The sequence below is a fragment of the Pseudomonas sp. E1BtOHC1 genome, from assembly GCF_058744285.1.
Genome location: NZ_CP196023.1, coordinates 1,809,252 through 1,830,789, shown reverse-complemented (window position 1 = coordinate 1,830,789; position 21,538 = coordinate 1,809,252). Strand labels below are relative to the sequence as shown.

Genomic DNA, 21,538 nt, shown 5'->3' with positions numbered 1-21,538 from the left:
AAATCAGAGCAGCACCACGTCGTATTGTTCCTGGGAATACATGGTTTCGACCTGGAACCTGATGGTACGGCCGATAAAACCTTCCAACTCCGCCACATTGCCCGACTCTTCGTCCAGCAGACGATCCACCACTTTCTGATTGGCCAGCACTCGATACCCTTCTGCCTGATAAGCCCGGGCCTCGCGGAGGATTTCACGGAATATTTCGTAACAGATGGTTTCCGGAGTCTTCAACTTGCCCCGTCCCTGACAGCTGCTGCACGGCTCGCAGAGCACCTGCTCCAGGCTCTCGCGCGTGCGTTTGCGGGTCATCTGCACCAGGCCCAGCTCGGTGATGCCGATGATGTTGGTCTTGGCGTGATCGCGCTCCAGCTGCTTCTCCAGGGTCCGCAGTACCTGGCGCTGATGCTCCTCGTCTTCCATGTCGATGAAGTCGATGATGATGATCCCGCCCAGGTTGCGCAGGCGCAGTTGCCGGGCAATGGCGGTAGCGGCTTCGAGGTTGGTCTTGAAGATGGTTTCCTCAAGATTGCGATGGCCGACGAAAGCTCCGGTGTTGACGTCGATGGTGGTCATGGCTTCCGCCGGGTCCACCACCAGATAGCCACCGGACTTGAGCGGCACCTTGCGCTCCAGGGCCTTCTGGATTTCATCCTCGACCCCGTACAGGTCGAAGATCGGCCGCTCGCCGGGGTAGTGTTCCAGGCGGTCGGCGATTTCCGGCATCAGCTCGGCAACGAACTGAGTTGTCTTCTGAAAGGTTTCCCGGGAGTCGATGCGGATCTTCTCGATCTTCGGGCTCACCAGATCCCGCAGGGTACGCAGCGCCAGGCCAAGGTCTTCGTAGATCACATTGGGCGCGCCAATGGTCTTGATCTGAGCGCCGATCTGATCCCAGAGCCGGCGCAGGTAGCGGATGTCCATCAGGATCTCATCGGCGCCGGCGCCCTCGGCGGCAGTACGCAGTATGAATCCGCCCGCCTCCTTGATGCCTTCCTGGGCCACGCAGTCGCTGACGACCTGCTTCAGACGCTCACGTTCGGCTTCATCCTCGATCTTCAACGAGATGCCGACATGGGCGGTACGGGGCATGTACACCAGATAACGCGAAGGAATCGACAGTTGGGTGGTCAGACGCGCGCCCTTGGTACCAATGGGGTCCTTGGTGACCTGCACCACCAGGCTCTGCCCTTCGTGCACCAGGGCACTGATGCTCTCCACCGCCGTACCTTCGCGAGTGGAAATTTCCGAAGCATGGATGAACGCCGCACGGTCCAGGCCGATATCGACGAAAGCGGCCTGCATGCCGGGCAATACCCGCACCACCTTGCCTTTATAGATGTTGCCAACGATACCGCGGCGCTGGGTGCGCTCGACGTGAACCTCTTGCAACACTCCGTTTTCGACCACCGCCACCCGTGATTCCATCGGCGTGATGTTGATCAGAATCTCTTCACTCATGGCAATGTCTCGTTCAGGCGTGTTCATAGAAGGCCGCAGCAGTCGGGTACGGCGCTTTAGCGCACTGGAAGGTTTTGCCAACAGGGTATGCCGAAATGGCCGAGCAGTTCTGCGGTTTCGCACACCGGCAAGCCAACCACAGCGGAATAACTGCCATTGAGCCCTGACACAAATACCGCCGCAAGCCCTTGGATTGCATAACCGCCAGCCTTGTCCCGGGGCTCGCCGCTGGCCCAATAGACGCTCGCTTCCTCAGGAGAGATAGCGCGAAAGCGTACCAGGCTGCGCACCACCCGCGACTCGCAGCGTTCGCCGTCGAGCAGGGCAATGGCGGTCAACACTTCGTGCTCGCGCCCGGCAAGTGCCATGAGCATCGCCAGCGCATCGGCCTGATCCAGCGGTTTGCCAAGGATCCGCCCATCCAGCACCACGGCCGTATCGGCCCCCAACACGCAGGCCGGAGCCTGGGATTCGCTGCAGGTGATCAGGGCGCGCCCGGCCGCCGCCTTGCCACGGGCAAGACGCTCGACATAGGCAGCAGGGGATTCATCGGCCAGCGGGGTTTCATCGATGTCCGCACTGATGGCGGTGAAAGGCACGCCGATCTGGGTGAGCAGCTCACGCCGACGGGGCGAACCGGAAGCGAGGTAAAGCGGATTCATCAAGACATCTCCCTGTCGAGGTGCGGGCCAATGCCTGACCGAATTAATTGATTTTGAAACGTCGGCGCAACCCGCGCAGGCCGAAGCTGACCCACGGCCACAACAGCGCACTCACCAGGGCCGGCAGGACCAGAGCCAGGGTCGGCTGGCGATTGCCGGTCAGGGCGCTGAGCCAGAGTTGTACCAACTGCGCCAGGCCAAAGATCACCAGGATTACCAGGCTCTGCTGCCACATCGGGAACATCCGCAGACGCTGTTGCAGGGACAGTACAAGAAAGGTGATCAGGGTCAGGATCAAGGCGTTCTGCCCCAGGAGCGTGCCGTAGAGCACATCCTCCGCCAGCCCCAGGCACCAGGCCGTGACCATGCCTACCTTGTGCGGCAGGGCCAGGGCCCAAAAGGCCAGTAGCAGGGCCAACCACAGCGGGCGCAGGATTTCCATGAACTGTGGCAACGGCGACACGCTGAGCAGCATGCCGATCAGAAACGTCAGCCAGACAATCCAGCCATTTCGCGAATAGGTACTACCCGCCATTATTCTCTTCCTCCGGTGGTGGCCGGTGCCGCAGCCGGAGGCTTGGCCGCCGCCGGTTTCACCACAGGTTTATTGACCGGCTTGGCCGGAGCATGGACTGCCGGCTTGACCGGAGTCGCCGGTGCAGTCGCGGGAGCGGTGGCCGGTGCTGCGGTCGCGGCTGGAGCCACCGCAGGCTTGGGTACCGTGGCCGGCACCACCGGGGTGCTATTGCCACCCTGCTGGTCCTGGGCTTCCTGGGCCTGGGCCGCATCATTGGCCCGCTCTTCGGCAGTGCGCGGATCACTGAACACCAGCAACAGATAACGGCTGCGGTTCAACGCGGCAGTGGGCACTGCACGCACAATGGCGAATGGCTGACCGGAGTCGTGGATCACTTCCTTGACCGTGGCCACCGGATATCCCGCGGGGAAACGCTGACCGAGGCCCGAGCTGACCAGCAAATCGCCTTCCTTGACATCGGCGGTGTCGGCCACGTGGCGCAACTCCAGGCGCTCTGGGTTGCCAGTGCCACTGGCAATGGCCCGCAGACCGTTGCGATTGACCTGTACCGGAATGCTGTGGGTGGTGTCGGTCAGCAACAGGACGCGCGAGGTATAAGGCATCAACTCCACCACCTGCCCCATCAAGCCACGGGCATCGAGCACCGGCTGGCCGAGGAATACGCCGTCACGCTCACCTTTATTAATGATGATGCGATGGGTAAAGGGGTTGGGGTCCATGCCGATCAACTCGGCCACTTCGACCTTCTCGTTGACCAGTGCCGAAGAGTTGAGCAATTCGCGCAGACGCACGTTCTGCTCGGTCAGGGCTGCGAGCTTTTGCATGCGCCCCTGCAGCAGCAGGTTTTCGGTCTTGAGTTTTTCGTTTTCGGCGACCAGCTCGGTGCGACTGCCGAACTGACTGGCAACGCCCTGCCATAGCCGCTGCGGCAGGTCGGTGATCCAGTAGGACTGCATCAACACCAGCGACATCTGGCTACGCACTGGCTTGAGCAGTGTGAAGCGGGCATCGACCACCATCAGTGCGACCGACAGTACGACCAGCACCAGGAGGCGCACGCCCAATGAGGGGCCTTTGGCGAAAAGCGGTTTAATAAGCCGCTCCTCCCAGGCAAATGTTGTGTTTATTCATACGGCATCAAACCGGCCTGGATGCAGATTGACAGAAGATAAACGCCACAGGCAGCACTGCAAAGTGCTGCCTGTGAGCGCAACAGCATAGATGCAACCAGCGAAGTTATTCGCTGGAGAGCAGGTCCATGGTGTGTTTGTCCATCATTTCCAATGCACGGCCACCGCCGCGAGCAACACAGGTCAGCGGATCTTCGGCAACGATCACCGGCAGACCGGTTTCCTGGGCCAGCAGCTTGTCCAGATCACGCAGCAACGCACCACCACCGGTCAGCACCAGACCGCGCTCGGCGATGTCCGAAGCCAGCTCCGGAGGCGATTGCTCCAGGGCACTTTTCACCGCCTGAACGATGGTTGCCAGGGACTCCTGCAGAGCCTCCAGCACTTCATTGGAGTTCAGGGTGAAGGCACGTGGCACGCCTTCAGCCAGGTTACGGCCGCGTACGTCAACTTCACGCACTTCGCCGCCTGGATAGGCGGTACCGATTTCCTGTTTGATGCGCTCAGCGGTGGATTCACCGATCAGGCTGCCGTAGTTGCGACGCACGTAGGTGATGATGGCCTCGTCGAAACGGTCGCCACCAACACGTACGGATTCGGCGTAAACCACACCGTTCAGGGAGATCAGGGCGATTTCAGTGGTACCACCACCGATGTCCACGACCATCGAACCACGGGCTTCTTCAACCGGCAGACCGGCACCGATCGCAGCGGCCATTGGCTCTTCGATCAGGAACACTTCACGAGCACCGGCACCAAGGGCCGACTCACGGATGGCACGACGTTCAACCTGGGTGGACTTGCATGGAACACAGATCAGCACACGAGGGCTGGGCTGCAGAAAGCTGTTTTCATGAACTTTGTTGATGAAGTACTGCAGCATCTTTTCGCAGACGCTGAAGTCGGCGATCACGCCATCCTTCATCGGACGAATGGCTGCAATGTTGCCCGGAGTACGACCGAGCATGCGCTTGGCTTCGGTACCAACCGCCACAACACTTTTCTGATTACCGTGGGTCCGAATGGCCACAACCGATGGTTCATTCAGGACAATACCGCGCTCGCGCACGTAAATAAGGGTGTTGGCAGTGCCCAGGTCAATGGAAAGATCGCTGGAAAACATGCCACGCAGTTTCTTGAACATGGGAAAGGGACCCTAGGCAACGCGTGGGTAAAAAAGTGCGGCAAACTCTAACAACGACAGGGATTTTGGGCAAGGCGCCAATATGTTAAATTGGCCGCTTTTCTGTGCACCAACCCCCACAATCGCGGCCATAAGACCGTAGAAATGCGGTAGTGTTCCGACAATCTAACACACGGACGAGATCCGTTCTGTTTTCCACTGGAGAATCCCATGGCGCTTGAACGCTCCGACGTGGAAAAAATCGCTCATTTGGCCAGCATCAAGCTCAATGAAAGCGATCTTCCACACATCACCTCCGCCCTGAACAGCATTCTCGGGCTGGTGGATGAAATGCAGGCAGTCGATACCGACGGTATCGAGCCCCTGGCCCACCCACTGGAAGCCAGCCAGCGCCTGCGCGCAGACGTTGTGACCGAGTCCAATCATCGCGAGGCTTATCAGTCCATCGCACCAGCGGTCGAAAGCGGCCTGTATCTGGTTCCGAAAGTCATCGACTAAAGGGAAAGAGCCTGCAATGCATCACATGACTCTGGCCGAGATCGCCCGCGGACTCGCCGACAAGAAATTCTCCTCTGTAGAACTGACTCAGACCCTGCTGGCGCGCATCGCCCAGCTGGATCCGCAGATCAACAGCTTCATCAGCCTCACCGAAGACCTGGCGCTGTCCCAGGCCAAGGCCGCCGACGAACGTCGCGCCAATGGTGAGAACGGTGCCCTGCTGGGCGCGCCGATCGCCCATAAAGACCTGTTCTGCACCCAGGGCATCCGCACCAGTTGCGGCTCGAAGATGCTCGACAACTTCAAGGCGCCCTACGACGCCACCGTGGTCGCCAAGCTGGCCGCTGCCGGGGCCGTGACCCTGGGCAAGACCAACATGGACGAATTCGCCATGGGCTCGGCCAACGAGTCGAGCTGGTACGGCGCGGTGAAAAACCCGTGGAACCTGGAACACGTGCCCGGCGGTTCCTCCGGTGGTTCCGCCGCGGCGGTCGCTGCGCGCCTGCTGCCAGCCGCCACGGCCACCGACACCGGCGGCTCGATCCGCCAGCCCGCCGCCTTCACCAACCTCACCGGCCTGAAGCCGACCTACGGTCGCGTTTCCCGCTGGGGCATGATCGCCTACGCTTCCAGCCTCGATCAGGGCGGCCCACTGGCTCGCACCGCCGAAGACTGCGCGATCCTGCTGCAAGGCATGGCTGGCTTCGACCCGAACGATTCCACCAGCATCGATGAACCGGTGCCGGACTACAGCGCCGGGCTCAGCGGCTCGCTGCAGGGCCTGCGCATCGGCGTGCCGAAGGAATACTTCAGCACCGGTCTCGACCCGCGCATCGCCGAACTGATCCACAACAGCATCAAGGAGCTGGAAAAGCTCGGTGCGGTGATCAAGGAAATCAGCCTGCCGAACATGCAGCACGCGATTCCTGCGTACTACGTGATCGCCCCGGCGGAAGCCTCCTCCAACCTGTCGCGTTTCGACGGCGTGCGCTTCGGCTACCGCTGTGAGAACCCAGAAAACCTGGAAGACCTGTACAAGCGCTCCCGTGGCGAAGGCTTCGGCAGCGAAGTCCAGCGCCGGATCATGGTCGGTGCCTACGCGCTGTCCGCCGGCTACTACGATGCCTACTACCTCAAGGCGCAGAAAATCCGGCGCCTGGTGAAGAACGACTTCATGACCGCGTTCAACGAAGTCGACATCATCCTCGGCCCGACCACGCCCAACCCGGCCTGGAAGCTCGGCGCCAAGAGCAGCGATCCGGTTGCTGCGTACCTGGAAGACGTCTACACCATCACCGCCAACCTCGCCGGCCTGCCAGGCCTGTCGATGCCGGCCGGTTTCGTCGACGGCTTGCCGGTAGGCGTGCAACTGCTCGCCCCGTATTTCCAGGAAGGCCGCTTGCTCAACGTTGCGCACCAGTATCAGTTGAACACTGACTGGCACACCCGCACCCCAACCGGCTTCTGAGGAGACACACATGCAATGGGAAGTCGTGATCGGGCTGGAGATTCATACCCAGCTCACCACTCAATCGAAGATTTTCTCCGGTAGCTCCACCGCCTTCGGTGCCGAGCCCAACACCCAGGCCAGCCTGATCGACCTGGGCATGCCCGGCGTACTGCCAGTGCTGAACCAGGAAGCGGTGCGCATGGCGGTGATGTTCGGCCTCGCGGTTGACGCCGAGATCGGCCAGCACAACGTGTTCGCCCGCAAGAACTACTTCTACCCGGACCTGCCCAAGGGCTACCAGATCAGCCAGATGGAGTTGCCGATCGTCGGCAAGGGCCACCTGGACATTCCCCTGGAAGACGGCACGATGAAACGCGTCGGAATCACCCGCGCGCACCTGGAAGAAGACGCCGGCAAGAGCCTGCATGAAGAATTCAACGGTGCCACCGGCATCGACCTGAACCGTGCCGGCACGCCCCTGCTGGAAATCGTTTCCGAGCCTGACATGCGCAGCGCCAAGGAAGCCGTGGCCTACGTCAAGTCGATCCATGCCCTGGTGCGCTACCTGGGTATCTGCGACGGCAACATGGCCGAAGGCTCCCTGCGTTGCGACTGCAACGTCTCGATCCGTCCCAAGGGCCAGGTCGAGTTCGGCACCCGCTGCGAGATCAAGAACGTCAACTCGTTCCGCTTCATCGAGAAGGCGATCAACAGCGAGATCCGTCGCCAGATCGAGCTGATCGAAGACGGCGGTAAAGTGATCCAGCAGACCCGCCTGTACGACCCGAACAAGGACGAGACCCGTCCGATGCGCAGCAAGGAAGAAGCCAACGACTACCGTTACTTCCCCGATCCGGACCTGCTGCCTGTGGTCATCGAAGACTCCTTCCTCGATCAGGTACGCGCCACCCTGCCGGAACTGCCACCGCAGAAACGCGAACGCTTCCAGGAGCAGTTCGGTCTGTCGGTCTACGACGCCAGCGTCCTGGCCACCAGCCGTGAGCAGGCGGACTACTTCGAGAAGGTCGCCAGCATTGCCGGTGACGCCAAGCTCGCCGCCAACTGGGTCATGGTCGAGCTGGGCAGCCTGCTGAACAAGCAAGGCCTGGAAATCGACGAGGCACCGGTCTCGGCCGAACAACTGGGCGGCATGCTGCTGCGGATCAAGGACAACACCATCTCCGGCAAGATCGCCAAGACCGTGTTCGAAGCCATGGCCAACGGCGAAGGTAATGCCGACGAGATCATCGACAAGCGTGGCCTCAAGCAAGTCACCGACAGCGGCGCGATCTCTGCGGTGCTCGATGAGATGCTCGCGGCCAACGCCGAACAGGTCGAACAGTACCGCGCCGCCGATGAGGCCAAACGCGGCAAGATGTTCGGCTTCTTCGTCGGCCAGGCGATGAAGGCCTCCAAGGGCAAGGCCAACCCGCAACAAGTCAACGAGCTGCTGAAAAGCAAGCTCGAAGGCTGATCGAAAAATGCAGCCTTGGCTTGTCAGTCGAAACTGCGGGGATGCAAGCCCGTCTTCGCTGGCAAGCCAGCTCTTGCATAGGATTGTTCCCCGTCCCTGGTTCGTGGCCAGCGCCCTGCTCGCTCTGCTCACGGGTTGCGCCAGCAGCCATATCATCGACCCTCGAGGTTATGACCAGACCGGGACAGCCTCCTATTACGGCGCCCGCCATCACGGCAAACGCACCGCCAGCGGCGAACCCTTCGATCTGAACGGCCTCACTGCGGCCCATCGCGAACTGCCGTTCGGCACCCGAGTGCAAGTCACCAACCTGGGCAACGACAAAAGCGTCGTGGTCCGTATCAACGATCGTGGCCCGCACACCCGCGGCCGCCTGATCGACTTATCCCGCGCTGCCGCGCAACAGCTCGACATGCTGCGCAGCGGCACCGCCAAAGTACGCATCCAAGCCCTCAGCGACTGACCGACGGAGCCCGAGCCATTACCGCCTTTGCCGAACTGCCCCTGCTCAGCCTGATCCAACTCATCAGCGGCCTGGTGATGCTGATTGCCGGCGCCGAGTTGCTGGTGCGTGCCGCAGTGCGTTTGTCTGCGCGCCTGCATGTTCGCCCGCTGATCATGGGCCTGAGCATCGTCGCCTTCGGCAGCAGCGCGCCTCAGATGGCCATCAGCCTGCAGGCGACCCTGGCCGACAACACCGATATCGCCGTGGGCAGCGTGATCGGCAGCAGCATCTTCAACATCCTGGTGACTCTGGGCCTCTCGGCCCTGATCATTCCGCTGCGGGTATCGCGACAGCTGGTGCGTCTGGACATCCCGCTGATGATCGGTGCCAGCCTGCTGGTGTTCATCCTGGCCTACAACGAGCGCCTCACCCCCTCCGACGGTGTCATCCTGCTGGCGGCCCTGGTGCTGTATCTGCTCCTGCTGTTGCGCCAGTCGCGGCACTCGGCACGCCATCACCTGCCCACTCCAGCCGGCCAACGCGGTTCTGCGCCCAGGTTCAGCAGCATGCTGATGGTGCTTATCGGCCTGGGGCTGCTGGTCTTCGCCGGACACTTGCTACTGGGTGCCGCCGTCACTGTGGCCGACGACCTGGGGTTGTCGGAGCGGGTCATGGGACTGACGGTGATTGCCGTCAGCACTTCCCTGCCCCAGCTCGCCACTTCGCTGCTCGCCGCCTTGCGGGGCCAGCGGGATATCGCCGTGGGCAATGTCATCGGCAGCAATCTCTTCAACTTGCTGGGGGTCCTGGGGTTTACCGCCCTGGTGGCACCGACGCCACTCTCGGTTTCGCCCAACGCCCTGGATTTCGACTTGCCGGTGATGCTTGGCGTCGCGGTGCTATGCCTGCCGGTATTTTATTCGGGGTATCGCGTGACCCGGGCCGAAGGCTTGCTGTTTCTCGGCCTGTACCTGGCCTATGGGCTGCACGTGGTGTCGTTCACCACGGGCATGCCCCTGGCGGGCAAGCTGGAACACTTGATGCTGTTTTTCGTCCTGCCAGCGCTGGTGGCGTTTCTGCTGCTCAGTTCGCTAAGAGCCTGGCGCCGCCAACACAAGAGAGAAACGCCATGAGCGAGAACAAGAAAAGCGGACTGCAAATGCGTCGCCAAGTAATGGGCGACGCCTTCGTCGACCGTGCTCTGGGCAACGCCACCGAATTCACCCAACCGCTGCAGGAATTCGTCAACGAACACGCCTGGGGCGGCGTGTGGAACCGTGATGGCCTGCCGTTGAAAACCCGTAGCCTGATCACCCTGGCAACCCTGACTGCGCTCAAGTGTCCCCAGGAGTTGAAGGGCCACGTGCGTGGCGCCCTGAACAACGGCTGCACCGTGGAAGAGATACGTGAAGCGCTGCTGCATTGCGCGGTGTATGCCGGGGTACCAGCGGCCATCGATGCGTTTCGCGCAGCCCAGGAAGTGATTGACGCCTATCAGCCACCGCAGTGAACCCGTTCTTCGCCGGCAAGCCGGCTCCTACCTCGTTTTGTAGGAGCCGGCTTGCCGGCGAACAGCTTCAGATCCACCCACCCCACTGCAACACAAAGATCCCGATATTGGTGGTCACTGCCGCCATCACCGTGGTGATGACGATAATGGCTGCCGCCAGCTCATGATTGCCATTGGCCGCCCGGGCCATGACAAAGCTCGCTGCCGCAGTCGGACTGCCGAAATACAGAAACAGAATCCCCAGTTCCGCCCCACGAAAACCGCATAACCAAGCGCCAAAGGTCGCCAGCGTCGGCAGGCTGACCATCTTCAACAGGCTGGAGCTCATGGCCATCCGCCCACTGTTGCGCAAGGCCGCCATGGACAACGTGCCGCCAATGCAGATCAGCGCCAGAGGCAGGCTCATCTGCGCCAGGTACTTGCCCGAAGTCTCGAGCCAGCCGGGAAGGCTGATCTGCCAGTAGGCAAACGGTGCAGCCACCAGCACGCTGACAATCAACGGGTTGCTGAACACACTTTTGCAGATGCTCCAGGGGTCGGACTTGATCGCCGGGCTGTAGACCGCCAGGACCACCGTCGACAGGGTGTTGTAGTAAAGAATCACCAACGCAGCGAGCAGCGCCCCCAGGGAAATCCCGTAATCCCCATACATGCTGGCCGCCAGGGCCAGGCCGATGATCGCGTTATTGCCGCGAAATGCTCCCTGGGTATAGATCCCCCGATCCACCTTCGGACAACGCCAGATGGCCCAGCCCCAGGCCAGGGCAAAACAGACCAGGGTGGCCACTGAAAAGTAGATCAGCACGCCAGGCTTCAATGAGGCATGCAGGTCGGCATGGACAATGCCGAGAAACAGCAACGCCGGCATGGTGACGTTGAACACCAGGGCCGACGCCGTATGGATGAAGTTGTCATTGATCCACCCCACCCGCTTGAGCAGCAGCCCAAGAAACAGCATCGCAAACACCGGCGCAGTAATCGTCAGGGTTTCGAAAAAGATAGCCAGCATGCGCGGGTGGACCTTGAGCCTGTCGTTAGGGCGCTAATGATAATCCAATCAACCCTCCCTCGCGTAACTGCCTTCTTGACGGCGCGTCATTTTCAATTATGCTCAGAATAACTGTATATACATACAGTTAAAACAAGCATAACCATGACATATCAAGGAGCTAGAAATGTCAGGACTCTCTGCACAGACGCAGCAACAGCCACAACAGGCCGGCAAGATCATTGCCGACCTGGACCGCTTGTTCACTGAACAAGGCATCGCCATTTCCGGCGATGGCGAGACCCTGGTGCTGGTCGCCGACGGCCACCACACCATCAAGTACCACCGCCCGGAAGACCTGCCCCACACCCCGCAAAAATCCGCCAGGGGCCTGCCCCAATTGCGTTTCGAGGGCGGCGAACACACCGCCATCGGCGACAGCACCCTGCTGCGCTTCGTCAAGGATGCCCCGGCCATTCCCGCGTGGCAGGTCGAACTGCACCTGCCCAACGGACTGGCTCTGACCTACGGCCAGGTGGTTGCCCTGGGCGGCGATTTCTACGGCATTCCCGAGCAACCGATCTGCGAAGGCGCGACGCCGGCTGATCGAGTGCAACGCTTTACCGCGGCCTTCAACTCCCTGGCGGTACTGCCGGCGGCGAAAGACGAAGCACGGCAGATCCTCGCGGTAATGCAGAAGGAAATCGTCGCCGCCAACCAGGCGATCCGCGACGGCAAACAGCCCCACGAAGCCTATGACGCCTTGGGCGATACCCTGTCTGAAGAGTGGAACCGGATTACCGGCGGCGGCAGCGTGGTCTCCGCCCTGTTCCCTCTGGGGCGCTACCTGAAGCTTGCGGCCAACAATGCCGACCACTTTGGCGAGTGGGCCCTGGCGGCGTATATCGCCGGGCACACAGCAGCCCTGCAACAAGCGGTACTGGCAGGCAAGACTGCCGACGACAAGCAACTGGAACTGGCCTACGCAATGAACGCCTTCGCCGACCACTTTCTCACCGACCTGTTTTCTGCCGGCCATGTACGAGTGCCACGTAAACAGGTGGCGGCAGTGGTCACCCCCAGCGACCTGGGATCGCTGATTACCCGCTTCATGCACGACGAGGACAGCAAGTTCGGCCTCAATGTCAGTAACGCCCAGGGCGACCGCTGGCACGCCTACGGCGACAAACGTTATTTCGACAGCGTCGATCATCGCAATCGCCAGCAGGTGAAACTGGCAGTGCAGCGTTCGGCGGACGAGATCTTCACCAGCTACCTCAGCGGCAACCTGCCGGCGCCCGCCAGCTACGCGGCCCTCAAGGCCTTGCCGGACCTGAATGCCGCCAAGAGCGGCAACTTCTCGCCACTGTTCGTGATGAGCGGTGACAAAGTGCTGCGCCGCAGCGACGTCAACAATCTCAATGACAGCAAGACCATCGACAACTGGTGGGGCTGGAGCACCTACCTGCTGCTGAAGAACTACAGCCCGAACAAACCGACGGGCTACCTGGAAACCCCGAGTGCGGTCCCAACGATCCTGGCCGACGGCTGGCAAAGCCACACCCCCAGCGAGCCCAACTGGCTCCCTGGCCAGGCGGTGCGCTACGCCCTCAGCGAAACCAACGGCTTGAACGAGTCCTATATAGGTCCATGGTCGGCCTACATGGAACTGAGCGACAGCTTCCAGCCCACCCTGAACATTCCGGCGGGTACCAGCAACAGCAGCGCCACCGGACGCAATGTGTTCCGTCAGTTTCGCGGTGGCTCACCGGAGCTGATCGGTTCCATCGACAAGAACGCCAACCGCTTCATCGACCGTAACGCCTGATAAGGAAATCACCATGGCTATCAACCTGAAACTGCAACTGGCCTCCGGGCAATCCCTCAAGGACGCGCCGCTCGAACTGCTGCTCGATGGCGCCCCCATCGCCCGGGCCAGCGTGGATGAACTCGGCAACGTGGCCTTCAACGCCAAACCGGGGAATGGCCAATTGGCCGTGCGTGTGGACCGCTCGATCCTGCACCAGGCCTGATCGCCCCCTGTAGGAGCGGGCTCGCCCGCGAAACGGCTCAGCGCCCTTGCACCGGCTGTGCAAGGCGCTGGGCTTGATGCCAGCGCCCAGCCCGCCGTCAAGCCGTGAAAGTCTGCTCCAGCAGATGCCCTTGCTCGATACGAACGTGCCGTGGATGGAAGCGCTTGAGGCTGCTGCGATGGCCAACGCTGACAATGCTCAAGCCCGGCAACTGGTCGATCAGGGCCTGATACAGCGTGGCCTCGTCCTCCTCGTCCATGGCCGATGTGGCTTCGTCCATGTACAGCCATTGCGGCGCATAGAGCAACGCACGGGCAAACGCCAGCCGCTGCTGCTCCCCCGGCGACAACATGCGCTGCCAGTGATTGCTCTCGTCCAGACGCGCCACCAGGTGGGGCAAGCGACAAGTTTCCAGGACCTGTGCATAACGCTCCTCGGGATAGCTGTCGCCCGACTGTGGATAACTCAAGGCTTCCCGCAGGCTGCCAATGGGCAGGTAAGGTTTCTGCGGCAGGAACAGGTAGCGCTGGTTCGGCAGCAAGATGCTGCCGTGCCCCGCCGGCCACAACCGTCCCATGGCCCGCAGCAGGGTGCTTTTGCCACTGCCGGAGCGACCACTGAGCATCAGTCGCTCGCCAGGACTCACGGTCATCTGGGCACCGGCCAGCAGATGACGGCCGTCCGCCAGATCCAGGCCCAGATCACGCACTTGCAATTGTTCGCCCTGGTGTTGCACGTCAATCGCCGGAGGACGCTCCTCGTTTTCACTCATGGCCTGACGGAAGCTCAACAGACGGTCACAGGTAGCGCGCCAGGCGGCGAGGTCCGAATAGGCGCTGATAAACCAACTGAAGTTCTCCTGGACATTGCCGAAAGCCGAGTTGATCTGCATCAGCTCTCCCAGTTCGATCTTGCCGGCGAAGTAGCGCGGCGCGGCGACGATAAACGGGAAGATGATCGCGATCTGGCCATAACCGGCGGTGAAGAAGGTCAGGCGCTTGGACACCTTCATGATGTCCCAGAAGTTGTGCCAGACCTTGCTGAAACGGCTACTAAGACGCTGGTTTTCGTTCTTCTCGCCGTCGTAAAGGGCAATGCTCTCGGCGTTCTCCCGGACTCGCACCATGGAGAAACGCAGGTCGGCTTCAAAACGTTGCTGTTGATTGTTCAGGCCAATCAAGCGACGCCCGATCAGGTGGGTCAGCCAACTGCCGACCGCCGCATACACCAGGGCGCACCAGAACATATAGCCGGGAATGGTGTAGCCCATCACCTCGATACTGCCGGACACTCCCCAGAGAATGATGGAAAAGGACACCAGGCTGACCACGTTGCGGATCAACCCCAGGCCCAGGGACAAGGTGTTGGTGGTGAAACTGTTGAGGTCTTCGGAAATCCGCTGGTCGGGGTTGTCGGTGTAGCCACCCTGCTCCAGCTGGTAGTAGTTCTTGTTGCCCAGCCAACGGGCAAAGTGTCTTTCGGTCAACCAGGCGCGCCAGCGGATGGTCAGCATCTGGGTCAGGTACAAGCGATACACCGCACCGAGAATGGCCACCGCAGCGATCCCGCAGAAATACAGGATCAGACTCCAGAAGGCCGCCTCATCCTTCTTCTGCAAGGCGTTGTAGAAGTCCTTGTACCAACTGTTGATCCACACCGAGATGGCAACACTGAACAGCGACAGGCCAATCACCGCGATCAGCAACAGCCAGGCCTTGTTCTTCTCTTCACTACGCCAGTAAGGGGTAATCATGGCCCAGACCCGGCGAAAGAATTGACCGCGCACAGCATCGTTGACCGCGGAGTACTCAGCGTTCTGATTCATCGTTGTGGCTCGATAGGGAGAGGGACAAGCGTTGAGCCGATCTTAGTAGATCGGCTCGCTTTTTCACGGTGTCCAGCGACATTCATTCAGTCGCGGTTCAGCGACGGACGGGACGCTTCTGCAGTTTGCGCTGCAAGGTACGGCGATGCATGCCCAGGGCCCGGGCAGTGGCGGAGATATTACCTTCGTGTTCGGTCAGCACGCGCTGGATGTGCTCCCATTGCAGACGGTCCACGGACATCGGGTTTTCCGGCACCAGGGTGTCCAGGTCCGCATGTTCGGAGAGCAGCGCGGCCAGCACATCATCGGCGTCCGCGGGTTTGCACAGGTAGTTGCAGGCGCCGCGCTTGATAGCCTCCACCGCCGTGGCGATGCTCGAATAGCCGGTGAGGATCAGGACGCGCATTTCCGGGTCCAGCTCCAGCAGCTTGGGCAATAGCACCAGCCCGGAGTCGCCATCCATCTTCAGGTCCAGCGCGGCGTAGTCCGGCAGATCCTGCTGGGCGATGGTCAGCCCCTCTTCCGCGGAACCTGCGGTACTGACGCGAAAGCCCCGGCGGCTCATGGCGCGTGCCATCACCCTGGTAAAGGTGGCGTCATCATCCACCAGCAACAAATGCGGCAGTTCTTCGCCTTCGACTTGGATCTCTTCACTCATGGTCGTCTCCTCGGGCGGCACGGGGCAGGCGCAGCTCGGTGAGCGTTCCGCCTTCCTCATGACTGTAGAGTTTCACTGAGCCACCGGCGCGGGTCACGCTGGCCTTGCTCAAAAACAGGCCCAGGCCGAAGCCTTTGCCCTTGGTGGTAAAAAACGGTTTGCCAATCTGCTCGGCGATGGCCAAGGGTACTCCGGCACCGTGGTCGCGAATACTGATGGTGAGGTTTTCCGCGTCCCAGTCCAGGCGCACTTCCAAGCCTTCGGGGCAGGCATCGGCTGCATTGTTCAACAGATTGAGCAAGGCCTGGGTCAGGTCCGGCGGCGGCGCCAGGCGCGGCACCGGTCCCTCACCCAGCAGGTGGAAACGATAGCTGGCTTCAGGGCGCATCAGGTGCCAGCGGTTCAACGCCTCGTCCAGCCACTGGGTGACTTCCTGCATTTCCACCGCCAGACGGCGATTGGCCTCAGCGGCACGTACCAACTGCTGCAAGGTTTCCTTGCACAGTTTGACCTGATCCTGGAGCACGCTGAGGTCATCTTGCAACAGCGGATCGGGATGGTCCTGGCGCATTTCCTTGAGCAGTACGCTCATGGTCGCCAGCGGCGTACCCAGCTCATGGGCGGCGCCGGCGGCTTGGGTCGCCACGGCCAGCAACTGCTGATCGCGCAGGCCCTCTTCACGGCGGATCGCCCGCAACTCTTCCTGACGGCGCAGTTCTTCGGCCATGCGTGCAGCGAAGAAGGTGATCACCGCCGCCGCCAGGGCAAAACTCAGCCACATGCCATAGACCTGCAGGTTTTCCCGGGCGATGGGGAAAGTCTGCAAGGGGTAGAAGCGCGCCAGCAACAAGGTATAGAGGGTCAGGGCAATACCCGACAACACCACCGAATAGCGCCAGGGCAGCGTCACGGCGGCGATCGTCAGGGGCACCAGGTAATAGGAGACAAAGGGGTTGGTAGAGCCGCCGGAGAAATACAGCAGCACACTGTGGATAAACAGGTCGCAGGCCAGTTGCAGGGCATATTCCAGCTCCGTCACCGGCCACGAGGTTCGCAAGCGGATGGCGGTGAAGGCACAGAGCACCATGGAAAACATCAGAGTGACGCCCAGTTGCAACCAGGGCAGCGGCAACAATTCCAGCCAATAGGCGAGCCCCACCGAACCGGCCTGAGCAGCCAGAACCAGGGTACGGATAAAGGTCAGGCGCCAGAGGTTCTGACGAGTGGCAGACAATAATTTTACGGGGGCGAGCATGAGCTCTCCTGATGAGCGCTCCAGGGCAATCGGCGGGAGTATAACCAAGCAGCCCCCGCCACAGGCAAAACTGCGGCAAAGCGTCACAGAAAAACAGTGGCAAGCTGCAAGCTTTGAGCTACAAGCGTATTGGCTCTCAACACGCAGCTTGCGGCTTGAAACTTGCCGCAGCCCGACACTGTCTGAACGTTTCACGCAGGCTCTGAGCTGATCCTGCGGACCGCACTCAAGGAGTTTCCATGCAGCATTTCCGTCGAAGCCTCGCCCTTCTGGCCCTCAGCGCCGGCACCCTCACCAGTCTGCCCGCCCTGGCCGCCGATGAACTGCACTACAACCAGATTTCCCTGCGTGCCGAAGTCAGTCAGGAAGTGGCACGGGACCTGATGATCGTGACCCTCTACAGCGAATCGCAGAACAGCGACCCGGCCAAGCTCGCCGCAGAAATCACCAGCACCATGAACAAGGCCCTGGGTCAGGCCCGCCAGGTCAAGGATGTGACCCTGCGCCAGGGCAGCCGCAACAGCTACCCGATCTACGACGGCAAGGGTCAGAAGATCACTGGTTGGCGCGAACGCGCCGAACTGCGCCTGGAAAGCTCCGACTTCGCCGCCCTGTCCAAGCTCACCGGTGAGCTGCTGGGCGACCTGAAAATGGCCGGCATGGACTTCGCCATCGCCGACCCGACCCGCAAGGCCAGCGAAGATGCCCTGCTTAAGGACGCGGTCAAAGCATTCAAGGCCCGTGCGCAACTGGCCACCGAAGCCCTGGGCGGCAAGGGATACAAAATCGTCAATCTGAACCTCAACAGCAACGGTTATCCACAGCCCTACCTGCGAGCACCGATGATGATGAAGGCCGCCAGCATGGATTCGGCGCCAGTGACTCCGGAAGTCGAGGCCGGCACCAGCCAGGTCAGCATGACCGCCGACGGCGCCATCGAAGTGCTGATGCCGTAAACCTCTCCCAGCGTCCCCCAACGGCGGTAACCTCTAGTGCAAAACGAGGTCGCCGCCGTTTTTCGTGACCAGGCATTTCAACCCGCAGCCGATGAACTCAGCTCTGGGTGGGTGCGTTCGGCCACTGTGGTGATGCTAAAGTTACGCACCTCGGTATTGCGCCTGTCAGGCGTCATGGTCGTGCGCCGGGTATACTGCTCCTTTCCTATAAGAGTCTCTCCAATGACCGCAGATCGCATCGGCGAACGCCTGCGTCGCTATCGCCGCGCCGCCAAGAAAACCCTGCGCCAAATTGCCAGTGAGTCTGGCCTGACCGCCAGTTTCCTCTCCCAAGCGGAACGCAATCTCACCGGTGTCTCGATCTCTTCCCTGGTCAACATTGCCAAGTCTCTGAACGTTCCGCTGAACGCTCTGTTCGACCAGCCAACCCAGGCGCAACCCGACTCCCACGACGGCAAGCGGGTGCGCTACACCATCGAAGGCCAGCCACTGGCCTACGAGCGACTGTCCAGTTCCTTTCCCGGCAACCTGATCAACGCGGTGAAAATGAACATCCCGGTGGGCTACCAGTCGGAACTGATCTCCCACGATGGCTCTGAGTTTTCCTACGTTCTTTCAGGGCAGATCGTCTACACCATCGAGGGTCACCAATATCCCCTTGGCGCCGGCGACTCGGTGCACTTCGACTCGACCAAAACCCACTGCCTGGCCAATGTCGGCAGCGGCCCGGCGGAAGTCCTGACTGTCACGACCATGGGTCTGTTCGACGACCATTCGGCGGCGTAAGCCCCACGCGCAGGCGCCTGCCGAACCTCACAGACACACCTGTGCGCAAGAGAAATGTTAGTCAGGCTTAATTTTCGTTGACCACGATTTCAGCATGACTTAATTTCGGCATCGGCGAATCGACAATCAACAACACAATAAGCGATCGCCATCGCCGCACAGGGTCCATGGGGCTGCATCCACGCCCCATAGAAAGGCGAGTTACCGCGGCCCACAAGGCCAATCCTCAGATATGCCCTAGAAAAAGAAAAAATGAGGTTTGCATGCGTAAGACCTTTCCGCTCCAGGTTTGGCAGACAGCGGGGCTGATCCTCGACCCACGCCTGTCGCATGCCAGCAGCAACCTCCACAGTGACAACTTCACTGCGAGCCGCGACTTCAACACCGCCGACGATGCGCTGACCACCCGCCGTCGCCTGCAAGGTCCCGGGCAACCGTCTCCCACGGCCTCCCCCATTCCATCGCCCTACGCCATCCGGTCAGCCGGATGCGTCGCAGATTTGCGCCAGCCTGAAAAGGCCTGGCGGTTCAAGCGCAAGCCAGTAGGCACCCGCTCCATTGACGCACCAACCGGGGGCACGAACAGCCCCGTTTGCCCAATGGAGAAGCAACGCACGCACCAGAAAAAACCGGCGCAATCGGTCAAATGCGTCAATATTTATACAAATGCGTCATTCGTGTACGTTCGTTCCACTCTTTGAGACTTGTGTCGGCCCTGCATCTTGCAATGGGTATGAGGGCTGCATAAGTATCGGCGGGTCGACTCACAAGGTCGCCCTCTACACCAAAAATGACAACAAATCATGAGGCCACCATGTTCAAAAAAGCAGTCCTTCCGTTTTTAGTCAGTGCCGGCTTGCTGGCCAGCGCACCCTTCGCCCACGCGGCGACTAACCTGGTGTTCTGCTCTGAAGGGAGCCCGGCCGGTTTCGACCCTGGCCAGTACACCACCGGAACCGACTTCGACGCCTCAGCCGAAACCCTCTACAACCGCCTCAGCCAGTTCGAACGTGGCGGCACCGCAGTCATTCCGGGCCTGGCCACCAGCTGGGACATCTCGGACGACGGTCTGACCTACACCTTCCACCTGCGCGAAGGGGTCAAGTTCCACACCACGCCGTACTTCACCCCGACCCGTACCTTCAACGCCGACGACGTGCTGTTCACCTTCAACCGCATGATCGACAAGGACATGCCGTTCCGTAAGGCATACCCGACCGAATTCCCGTACTTCACCGACATGGGGATGGACACCAACATCACCAAGGTCGAGAAAGTCGACGACAAGACCGTCAAGTTCACCCTGAAAACCGTTGATGCCGCGTTCATCCAGAACCTGGCCATGAGCTTTGCCTCCATCCAGTCCGCCGAGTACGCCGACAAGCTGCTCAAGGAAGGCAAGACCAGCGATATCAACCAGAAGCCGATCGGCACAGGCCCCTTCGTTTTCAAGAGCTACCAGAAAGACTCCAACATCCGCTACACCGGCAACAAGGACTACTGGAAGCCTGAAGACGTGAAGATCGACAACCTGATCTTCGCCATCACCACCGACCCATCGGTGCGCATCCAGAAGCTGAAGAAGAACGAATGCCAGGTCACCCTCTTCCCGCGTCCGGCCGACCTGAAGGCGCTCAAGGAAGACAAGACCCTGAAGATGCCTGAACAGGCAGGCTTCAACCTGGGCTACATCGCCTACAACGTGATGCCGGTGCTCAAGGGCCGCACCGACGCCAACCCGCTGGCTGACCTCAAGGTTCGCCAGGCGCTGGACATGGCCGTCAACAAGCCGCAGATCATCGACTCGGTCTACCAGGGCGCCGGCCAGCTGGCGGTCAACGCCATGCCGCCGACCCAGTGGTCCTACGACACCACCATCAAGGATGCCAAGTACGATCCCGAGAAAGCCAAGCAGCTGCTCAAGGAGGCCGGCATCAAGGAAGGCACCCAGATCACCCTGTGGGCCATGCCGGTACAGCGTCCGTACAACCCGAACGCCAAGCTGATGGCAGAGATGCTGCAGTCCGACTGGGCCAAGATCGGTCTCAAGGTCAACATCGTCAGCTACGAGTGGGGCGAGTACATCAAGCGCTCCAAAGGCGGCGAGAACCAGGCGATGATCATCGGCTGGAGCGGCGACAATGGTGACCCCGACAACTGGCTCGGCACCCTGTTCGGTTGCGATGCAATGAACGGCAACAACTTCTCGAAATGGTGCGACAAGCCTTATGACGCACTGATCAAGCAAGCCAAGGCCACCTCGGATGTGGCCAAACGCACCGAGCTGTACAAGCAGGCGCAACACATCCTCAAAGATGCCGTTCCGATGACACCTATCGCTCACTCGACGGTGTTCCAACCCATGCGCGCCAACGTGCAGGATTTCAAGATCAGTCCCTTTGGCTTGAACTCCTTCTACGGCGTAGGCATCGGCAAATAAGGTTGTGCAACGGCGACGTCGATGACGTCGCCGTTGTGTTACCGCTCCCCCTGAAAGCGTCCGGCCCTGGGGTCGAGATCGCATCCCTTTGTACGTGATCGCTCGAATTTAGAGCCGATTCCTACAAGGCTTTCAGGTACAGCGCATATACGCCTCAGCCATCGGCTCCTAACGTCGAGGCATGGCAAAACTGCGTCTGTCGGTGGGCATTTGCTGCAGCCATGGTTTGGCATCAATGGCCTGTACAGGCTCCAGGAAGGAGCCATGGTCCATTGATCATCACAA

The 21,538-nt window shown here is 60.7% G+C and carries 21 protein-coding genes; 12 read left to right on the top strand and 9 right to left on the bottom strand.

Annotated features, from left to right (window positions below; translation table 11 throughout):
• Positions 1–3: 3 nt before the first annotated feature.
• From rng to mreB, 5 genes are all read right to left on the bottom strand, one after another.
• Positions 4–1,461 (bottom strand): ribonuclease G, encoded by a 1,458-nt coding sequence (gene rng, locus ACSSVC_RS08350; RefSeq protein ID WP_123727458.1) that lies wholly within the window; start codon positions 1,459–1,461, stop codon positions 4–6.
• A gap of 56 nt (positions 1,462–1,517) precedes the next feature.
• The gene (locus tag ACSSVC_RS08345) at positions 1,518–2,123 is read right to left on the bottom strand and encodes a Maf family protein (RefSeq protein ID WP_346633629.1); all 606 of its coding nucleotides are present in this window, start codon (positions 2,121–2,123) and stop codon (positions 1,518–1,520) included.
• A gap of 43 nt (positions 2,124–2,166) precedes the next feature.
• Complete coding sequence (gene mreD / locus ACSSVC_RS08340) at positions 2,167–2,658, bottom strand: rod shape-determining protein MreD (protein WP_123727456.1); 492 nt, start codon at positions 2,656–2,658, stop codon at positions 2,167–2,169.
• Positions 2,658–3,755, bottom strand: coding sequence for a rod shape-determining protein MreC (gene mreC / locus ACSSVC_RS08335; protein ID WP_346633738.1), 1,098 nt, complete (start codon positions 3,753–3,755; stop codon positions 2,658–2,660). Before mreC ends, mreD begins: the two co-directional genes overlap by 1 nt.
• A 142-nt stretch (positions 3,756–3,897) precedes the next feature.
• Complete coding sequence (gene mreB / locus ACSSVC_RS08330; RefSeq protein WP_002555108.1) at positions 3,898–4,935, bottom strand: rod shape-determining protein MreB; 1,038 nt, start codon at positions 4,933–4,935, stop codon at positions 3,898–3,900.
• Between the two features lie 210 nt (positions 4,936–5,145).
• Here mreB and gatC point away from each other — a divergent pair, with 210 nt between their 5' ends.
• Genes gatC through ACSSVC_RS08300 form a run of 6 tightly spaced genes read left to right on the top strand, consistent with a single transcriptional unit; the run spans position 5,146 to position 10,312 of the window.
• A complete protein-coding gene (gene gatC / locus ACSSVC_RS08325; protein ID WP_317071465.1) occupies positions 5,146–5,433 on the top strand; it encodes an Asp-tRNA(Asn)/Glu-tRNA(Gln) amidotransferase subunit GatC in 288 nt (95 codons plus the stop codon).
• 16 nt (positions 5,434–5,449) lie between these two features.
• Complete coding sequence (gatA, locus tag ACSSVC_RS08320; RefSeq protein ID WP_492612169.1) at positions 5,450–6,901, top strand: Asp-tRNA(Asn)/Glu-tRNA(Gln) amidotransferase subunit GatA; 1,452 nt, start codon at positions 5,450–5,452, stop codon at positions 6,899–6,901.
• Between the two features lie 10 nt (positions 6,902–6,911).
• The gene (gene gatB / locus ACSSVC_RS08315) at positions 6,912–8,357 is read left to right on the top strand and encodes an Asp-tRNA(Asn)/Glu-tRNA(Gln) amidotransferase subunit GatB (protein WP_011059248.1); all 1,446 of its coding nucleotides are present in this window, start codon (positions 6,912–6,914) and stop codon (positions 8,355–8,357) included.
• 7 nt (positions 8,358–8,364) lie between these two features.
• On the top strand, positions 8,365–8,820 hold the full coding sequence (locus tag ACSSVC_RS08310; protein WP_404938230.1) for a septal ring lytic transglycosylase RlpA family protein: 456 nt from the start codon (positions 8,365–8,367) through the stop codon (positions 8,818–8,820).
• Between the two features lie 50 nt (positions 8,821–8,870).
• Positions 8,871–9,935, top strand: coding sequence for a calcium/sodium antiporter (locus ACSSVC_RS08305; protein WP_446439099.1), 1,065 nt, complete (start codon positions 8,871–8,873; stop codon positions 9,933–9,935).
• Positions 9,932–10,312, top strand: coding sequence for a carboxymuconolactone decarboxylase family protein (locus ACSSVC_RS08300; RefSeq protein ID WP_346633631.1), 381 nt, complete (start codon positions 9,932–9,934; stop codon positions 10,310–10,312). The genes ACSSVC_RS08305 and ACSSVC_RS08300 overlap by 4 nt, the downstream gene beginning before the upstream one ends.
• A 67-nt stretch (positions 10,313–10,379) precedes the next feature.
• Here the strand turns inward: ACSSVC_RS08300 and ACSSVC_RS08295 are convergent, their stop codons facing one another.
• Entirely contained in the window at positions 10,380–11,321 is a 942-nt protein-coding gene (locus tag ACSSVC_RS08295) for an AEC family transporter (RefSeq protein ID WP_346633632.1), read from the bottom strand.
• A gap of 166 nt (positions 11,322–11,487) precedes the next feature.
• Here ACSSVC_RS08295 and ACSSVC_RS08290 point away from each other — a divergent pair, with 166 nt between their 5' ends.
• Positions 11,488–13,128, top strand: a complete 1,641-nt coding sequence (locus ACSSVC_RS08290) for a phospholipase (protein ID WP_492612168.1) — start codon at positions 11,488–11,490, stop codon at positions 13,126–13,128.
• A gap of 13 nt (positions 13,129–13,141) precedes the next feature.
• Positions 13,142–13,333 carry a hypothetical protein gene (locus ACSSVC_RS08285; RefSeq protein WP_346633634.1) on the top strand — a complete coding sequence of 64 codons (192 nt, stop codon included), beginning with the start codon at positions 13,142–13,144 and terminating at the stop codon, positions 13,331–13,333.
• Between the two features lie 97 nt (positions 13,334–13,430).
• Here the strand turns inward: ACSSVC_RS08285 and ACSSVC_RS08280 are convergent, their stop codons facing one another.
• The 3 genes from ACSSVC_RS08280 to ACSSVC_RS08270 form a co-directional block, all read right to left on the bottom strand.
• Positions 13,431–15,158 carry an ABC transporter ATP-binding protein/permease gene (locus tag ACSSVC_RS08280; protein ID WP_346633635.1) on the bottom strand — a complete coding sequence of 576 codons (1,728 nt, stop codon included), beginning with the start codon at positions 15,156–15,158 and terminating at the stop codon, positions 13,431–13,433.
• A 97-nt stretch (positions 15,159–15,255) separates the two neighbouring features.
• Positions 15,256–15,816, bottom strand: a complete 561-nt coding sequence (locus ACSSVC_RS08275; RefSeq protein WP_025132017.1) for a response regulator transcription factor — start codon at positions 15,814–15,816, stop codon at positions 15,256–15,258.
• Positions 15,809–17,071 (bottom strand): ATP-binding protein, encoded by a 1,263-nt coding sequence (locus ACSSVC_RS08270; RefSeq protein WP_123727447.1) that lies wholly within the window; start codon positions 17,069–17,071, stop codon positions 15,809–15,811. The genes ACSSVC_RS08275 and ACSSVC_RS08270 overlap by 8 nt, the downstream gene beginning before the upstream one ends.
• 239 nt (positions 17,072–17,310) lie before the next feature.
• Here ACSSVC_RS08270 and ACSSVC_RS08265 point away from each other — a divergent pair, with 239 nt between their 5' ends.
• The 4 genes from ACSSVC_RS08265 (at position 17,311) to ACSSVC_RS08250 (ending at position 21,253) form a co-directional block, all read left to right on the top strand.
• Complete coding sequence (locus tag ACSSVC_RS08265) at positions 17,311–18,027, top strand: SIMPL domain-containing protein (RefSeq protein ID WP_346633636.1); 717 nt, start codon at positions 17,311–17,313, stop codon at positions 18,025–18,027.
• 222 nt (positions 18,028–18,249) lie between these two features.
• Entirely contained in the window at positions 18,250–18,813 is a 564-nt protein-coding gene (locus ACSSVC_RS08260; protein ID WP_123727445.1) for a helix-turn-helix domain-containing protein, read from the top strand.
• Positions 18,814–19,076: 263 nt separating this feature from the next.
• On the top strand, positions 19,077–19,514 hold the full coding sequence (locus ACSSVC_RS08255; RefSeq protein ID WP_346633637.1) for a hypothetical protein: 438 nt from the start codon (positions 19,077–19,079) through the stop codon (positions 19,512–19,514).
• A gap of 113 nt (positions 19,515–19,627) precedes the next feature.
• A complete protein-coding gene (locus ACSSVC_RS08250; protein ID WP_346633638.1) occupies positions 19,628–21,253 on the top strand; it encodes an ABC transporter substrate-binding protein in 1,626 nt (541 codons plus the stop codon).
• Positions 21,254–21,538 lie beyond the last annotated feature (285 nt).

Coding starts and splice junctions, on each gene's coding strand:
- rng (WP_123727458.1), bottom strand. CDS start 1,461: ATGAGTGAAGAGATTCTGATCAACATCACGCCGATGGAATCACGGGTG.
- gatA (WP_492612169.1), top strand. CDS start 5,450: ATGCATCACATGACTCTGGCCGAGATCGCCCGCGGACTCGCCGACAAG.
- ACSSVC_RS08300 (WP_346633631.1), top strand. CDS start 9,932: ATGAGCGAGAACAAGAAAAGCGGACTGCAAATGCGTCGCCAAGTAATG.
- gatC (WP_317071465.1), top strand. CDS start 5,146: ATGGCGCTTGAACGCTCCGACGTGGAAAAAATCGCTCATTTGGCCAGC.
- ACSSVC_RS08345 (WP_346633629.1), bottom strand. CDS start 2,123: ATGAATCCGCTTTACCTCGCTTCCGGTTCGCCCCGTCGGCGTGAGCTG.
- ACSSVC_RS08310 (WP_404938230.1), top strand. CDS start 8,365: ATGCAGCCTTGGCTTGTCAGTCGAAACTGCGGGGATGCAAGCCCGTCT.
- ACSSVC_RS08250 (WP_346633638.1), top strand. CDS start 19,628: ATGTTCAAAAAAGCAGTCCTTCCGTTTTTAGTCAGTGCCGGCTTGCTG.
- ACSSVC_RS08255 (WP_346633637.1), top strand. CDS start 19,077: ATGCGTAAGACCTTTCCGCTCCAGGTTTGGCAGACAGCGGGGCTGATC.
- mreB (WP_002555108.1), bottom strand. CDS start 4,935: ATGTTCAAGAAACTGCGTGGCATGTTTTCCAGCGATCTTTCCATTGAC.
- ACSSVC_RS08280 (WP_346633635.1), bottom strand. CDS start 15,158: ATGAATCAGAACGCTGAGTACTCCGCGGTCAACGATGCTGTGCGCGGT.
- ACSSVC_RS08295 (WP_346633632.1), bottom strand. CDS start 11,321: ATGCTGGCTATCTTTTTCGAAACCCTGACGATTACTGCGCCGGTGTTT.
- ACSSVC_RS08270 (WP_123727447.1), bottom strand. CDS start 17,071: ATGCTCGCCCCCGTAAAATTATTGTCTGCCACTCGTCAGAACCTCTGG.
- ACSSVC_RS08285 (WP_346633634.1), top strand. CDS start 13,142: ATGGCTATCAACCTGAAACTGCAACTGGCCTCCGGGCAATCCCTCAAG.
- ACSSVC_RS08290 (WP_492612168.1), top strand. CDS start 11,488: ATGTCAGGACTCTCTGCACAGACGCAGCAACAGCCACAACAGGCCGGC.
- ACSSVC_RS08275 (WP_025132017.1), bottom strand. CDS start 15,816: ATGAGTGAAGAGATCCAAGTCGAAGGCGAAGAACTGCCGCATTTGTTG.
- ACSSVC_RS08265 (WP_346633636.1), top strand. CDS start 17,311: ATGCAGCATTTCCGTCGAAGCCTCGCCCTTCTGGCCCTCAGCGCCGGC.
- ACSSVC_RS08260 (WP_123727445.1), top strand. CDS start 18,250: ATGACCGCAGATCGCATCGGCGAACGCCTGCGTCGCTATCGCCGCGCC.
- mreD (WP_123727456.1), bottom strand. CDS start 2,658: ATGGCGGGTAGTACCTATTCGCGAAATGGCTGGATTGTCTGGCTGACG.
- gatB (WP_011059248.1), top strand. CDS start 6,912: ATGCAATGGGAAGTCGTGATCGGGCTGGAGATTCATACCCAGCTCACC.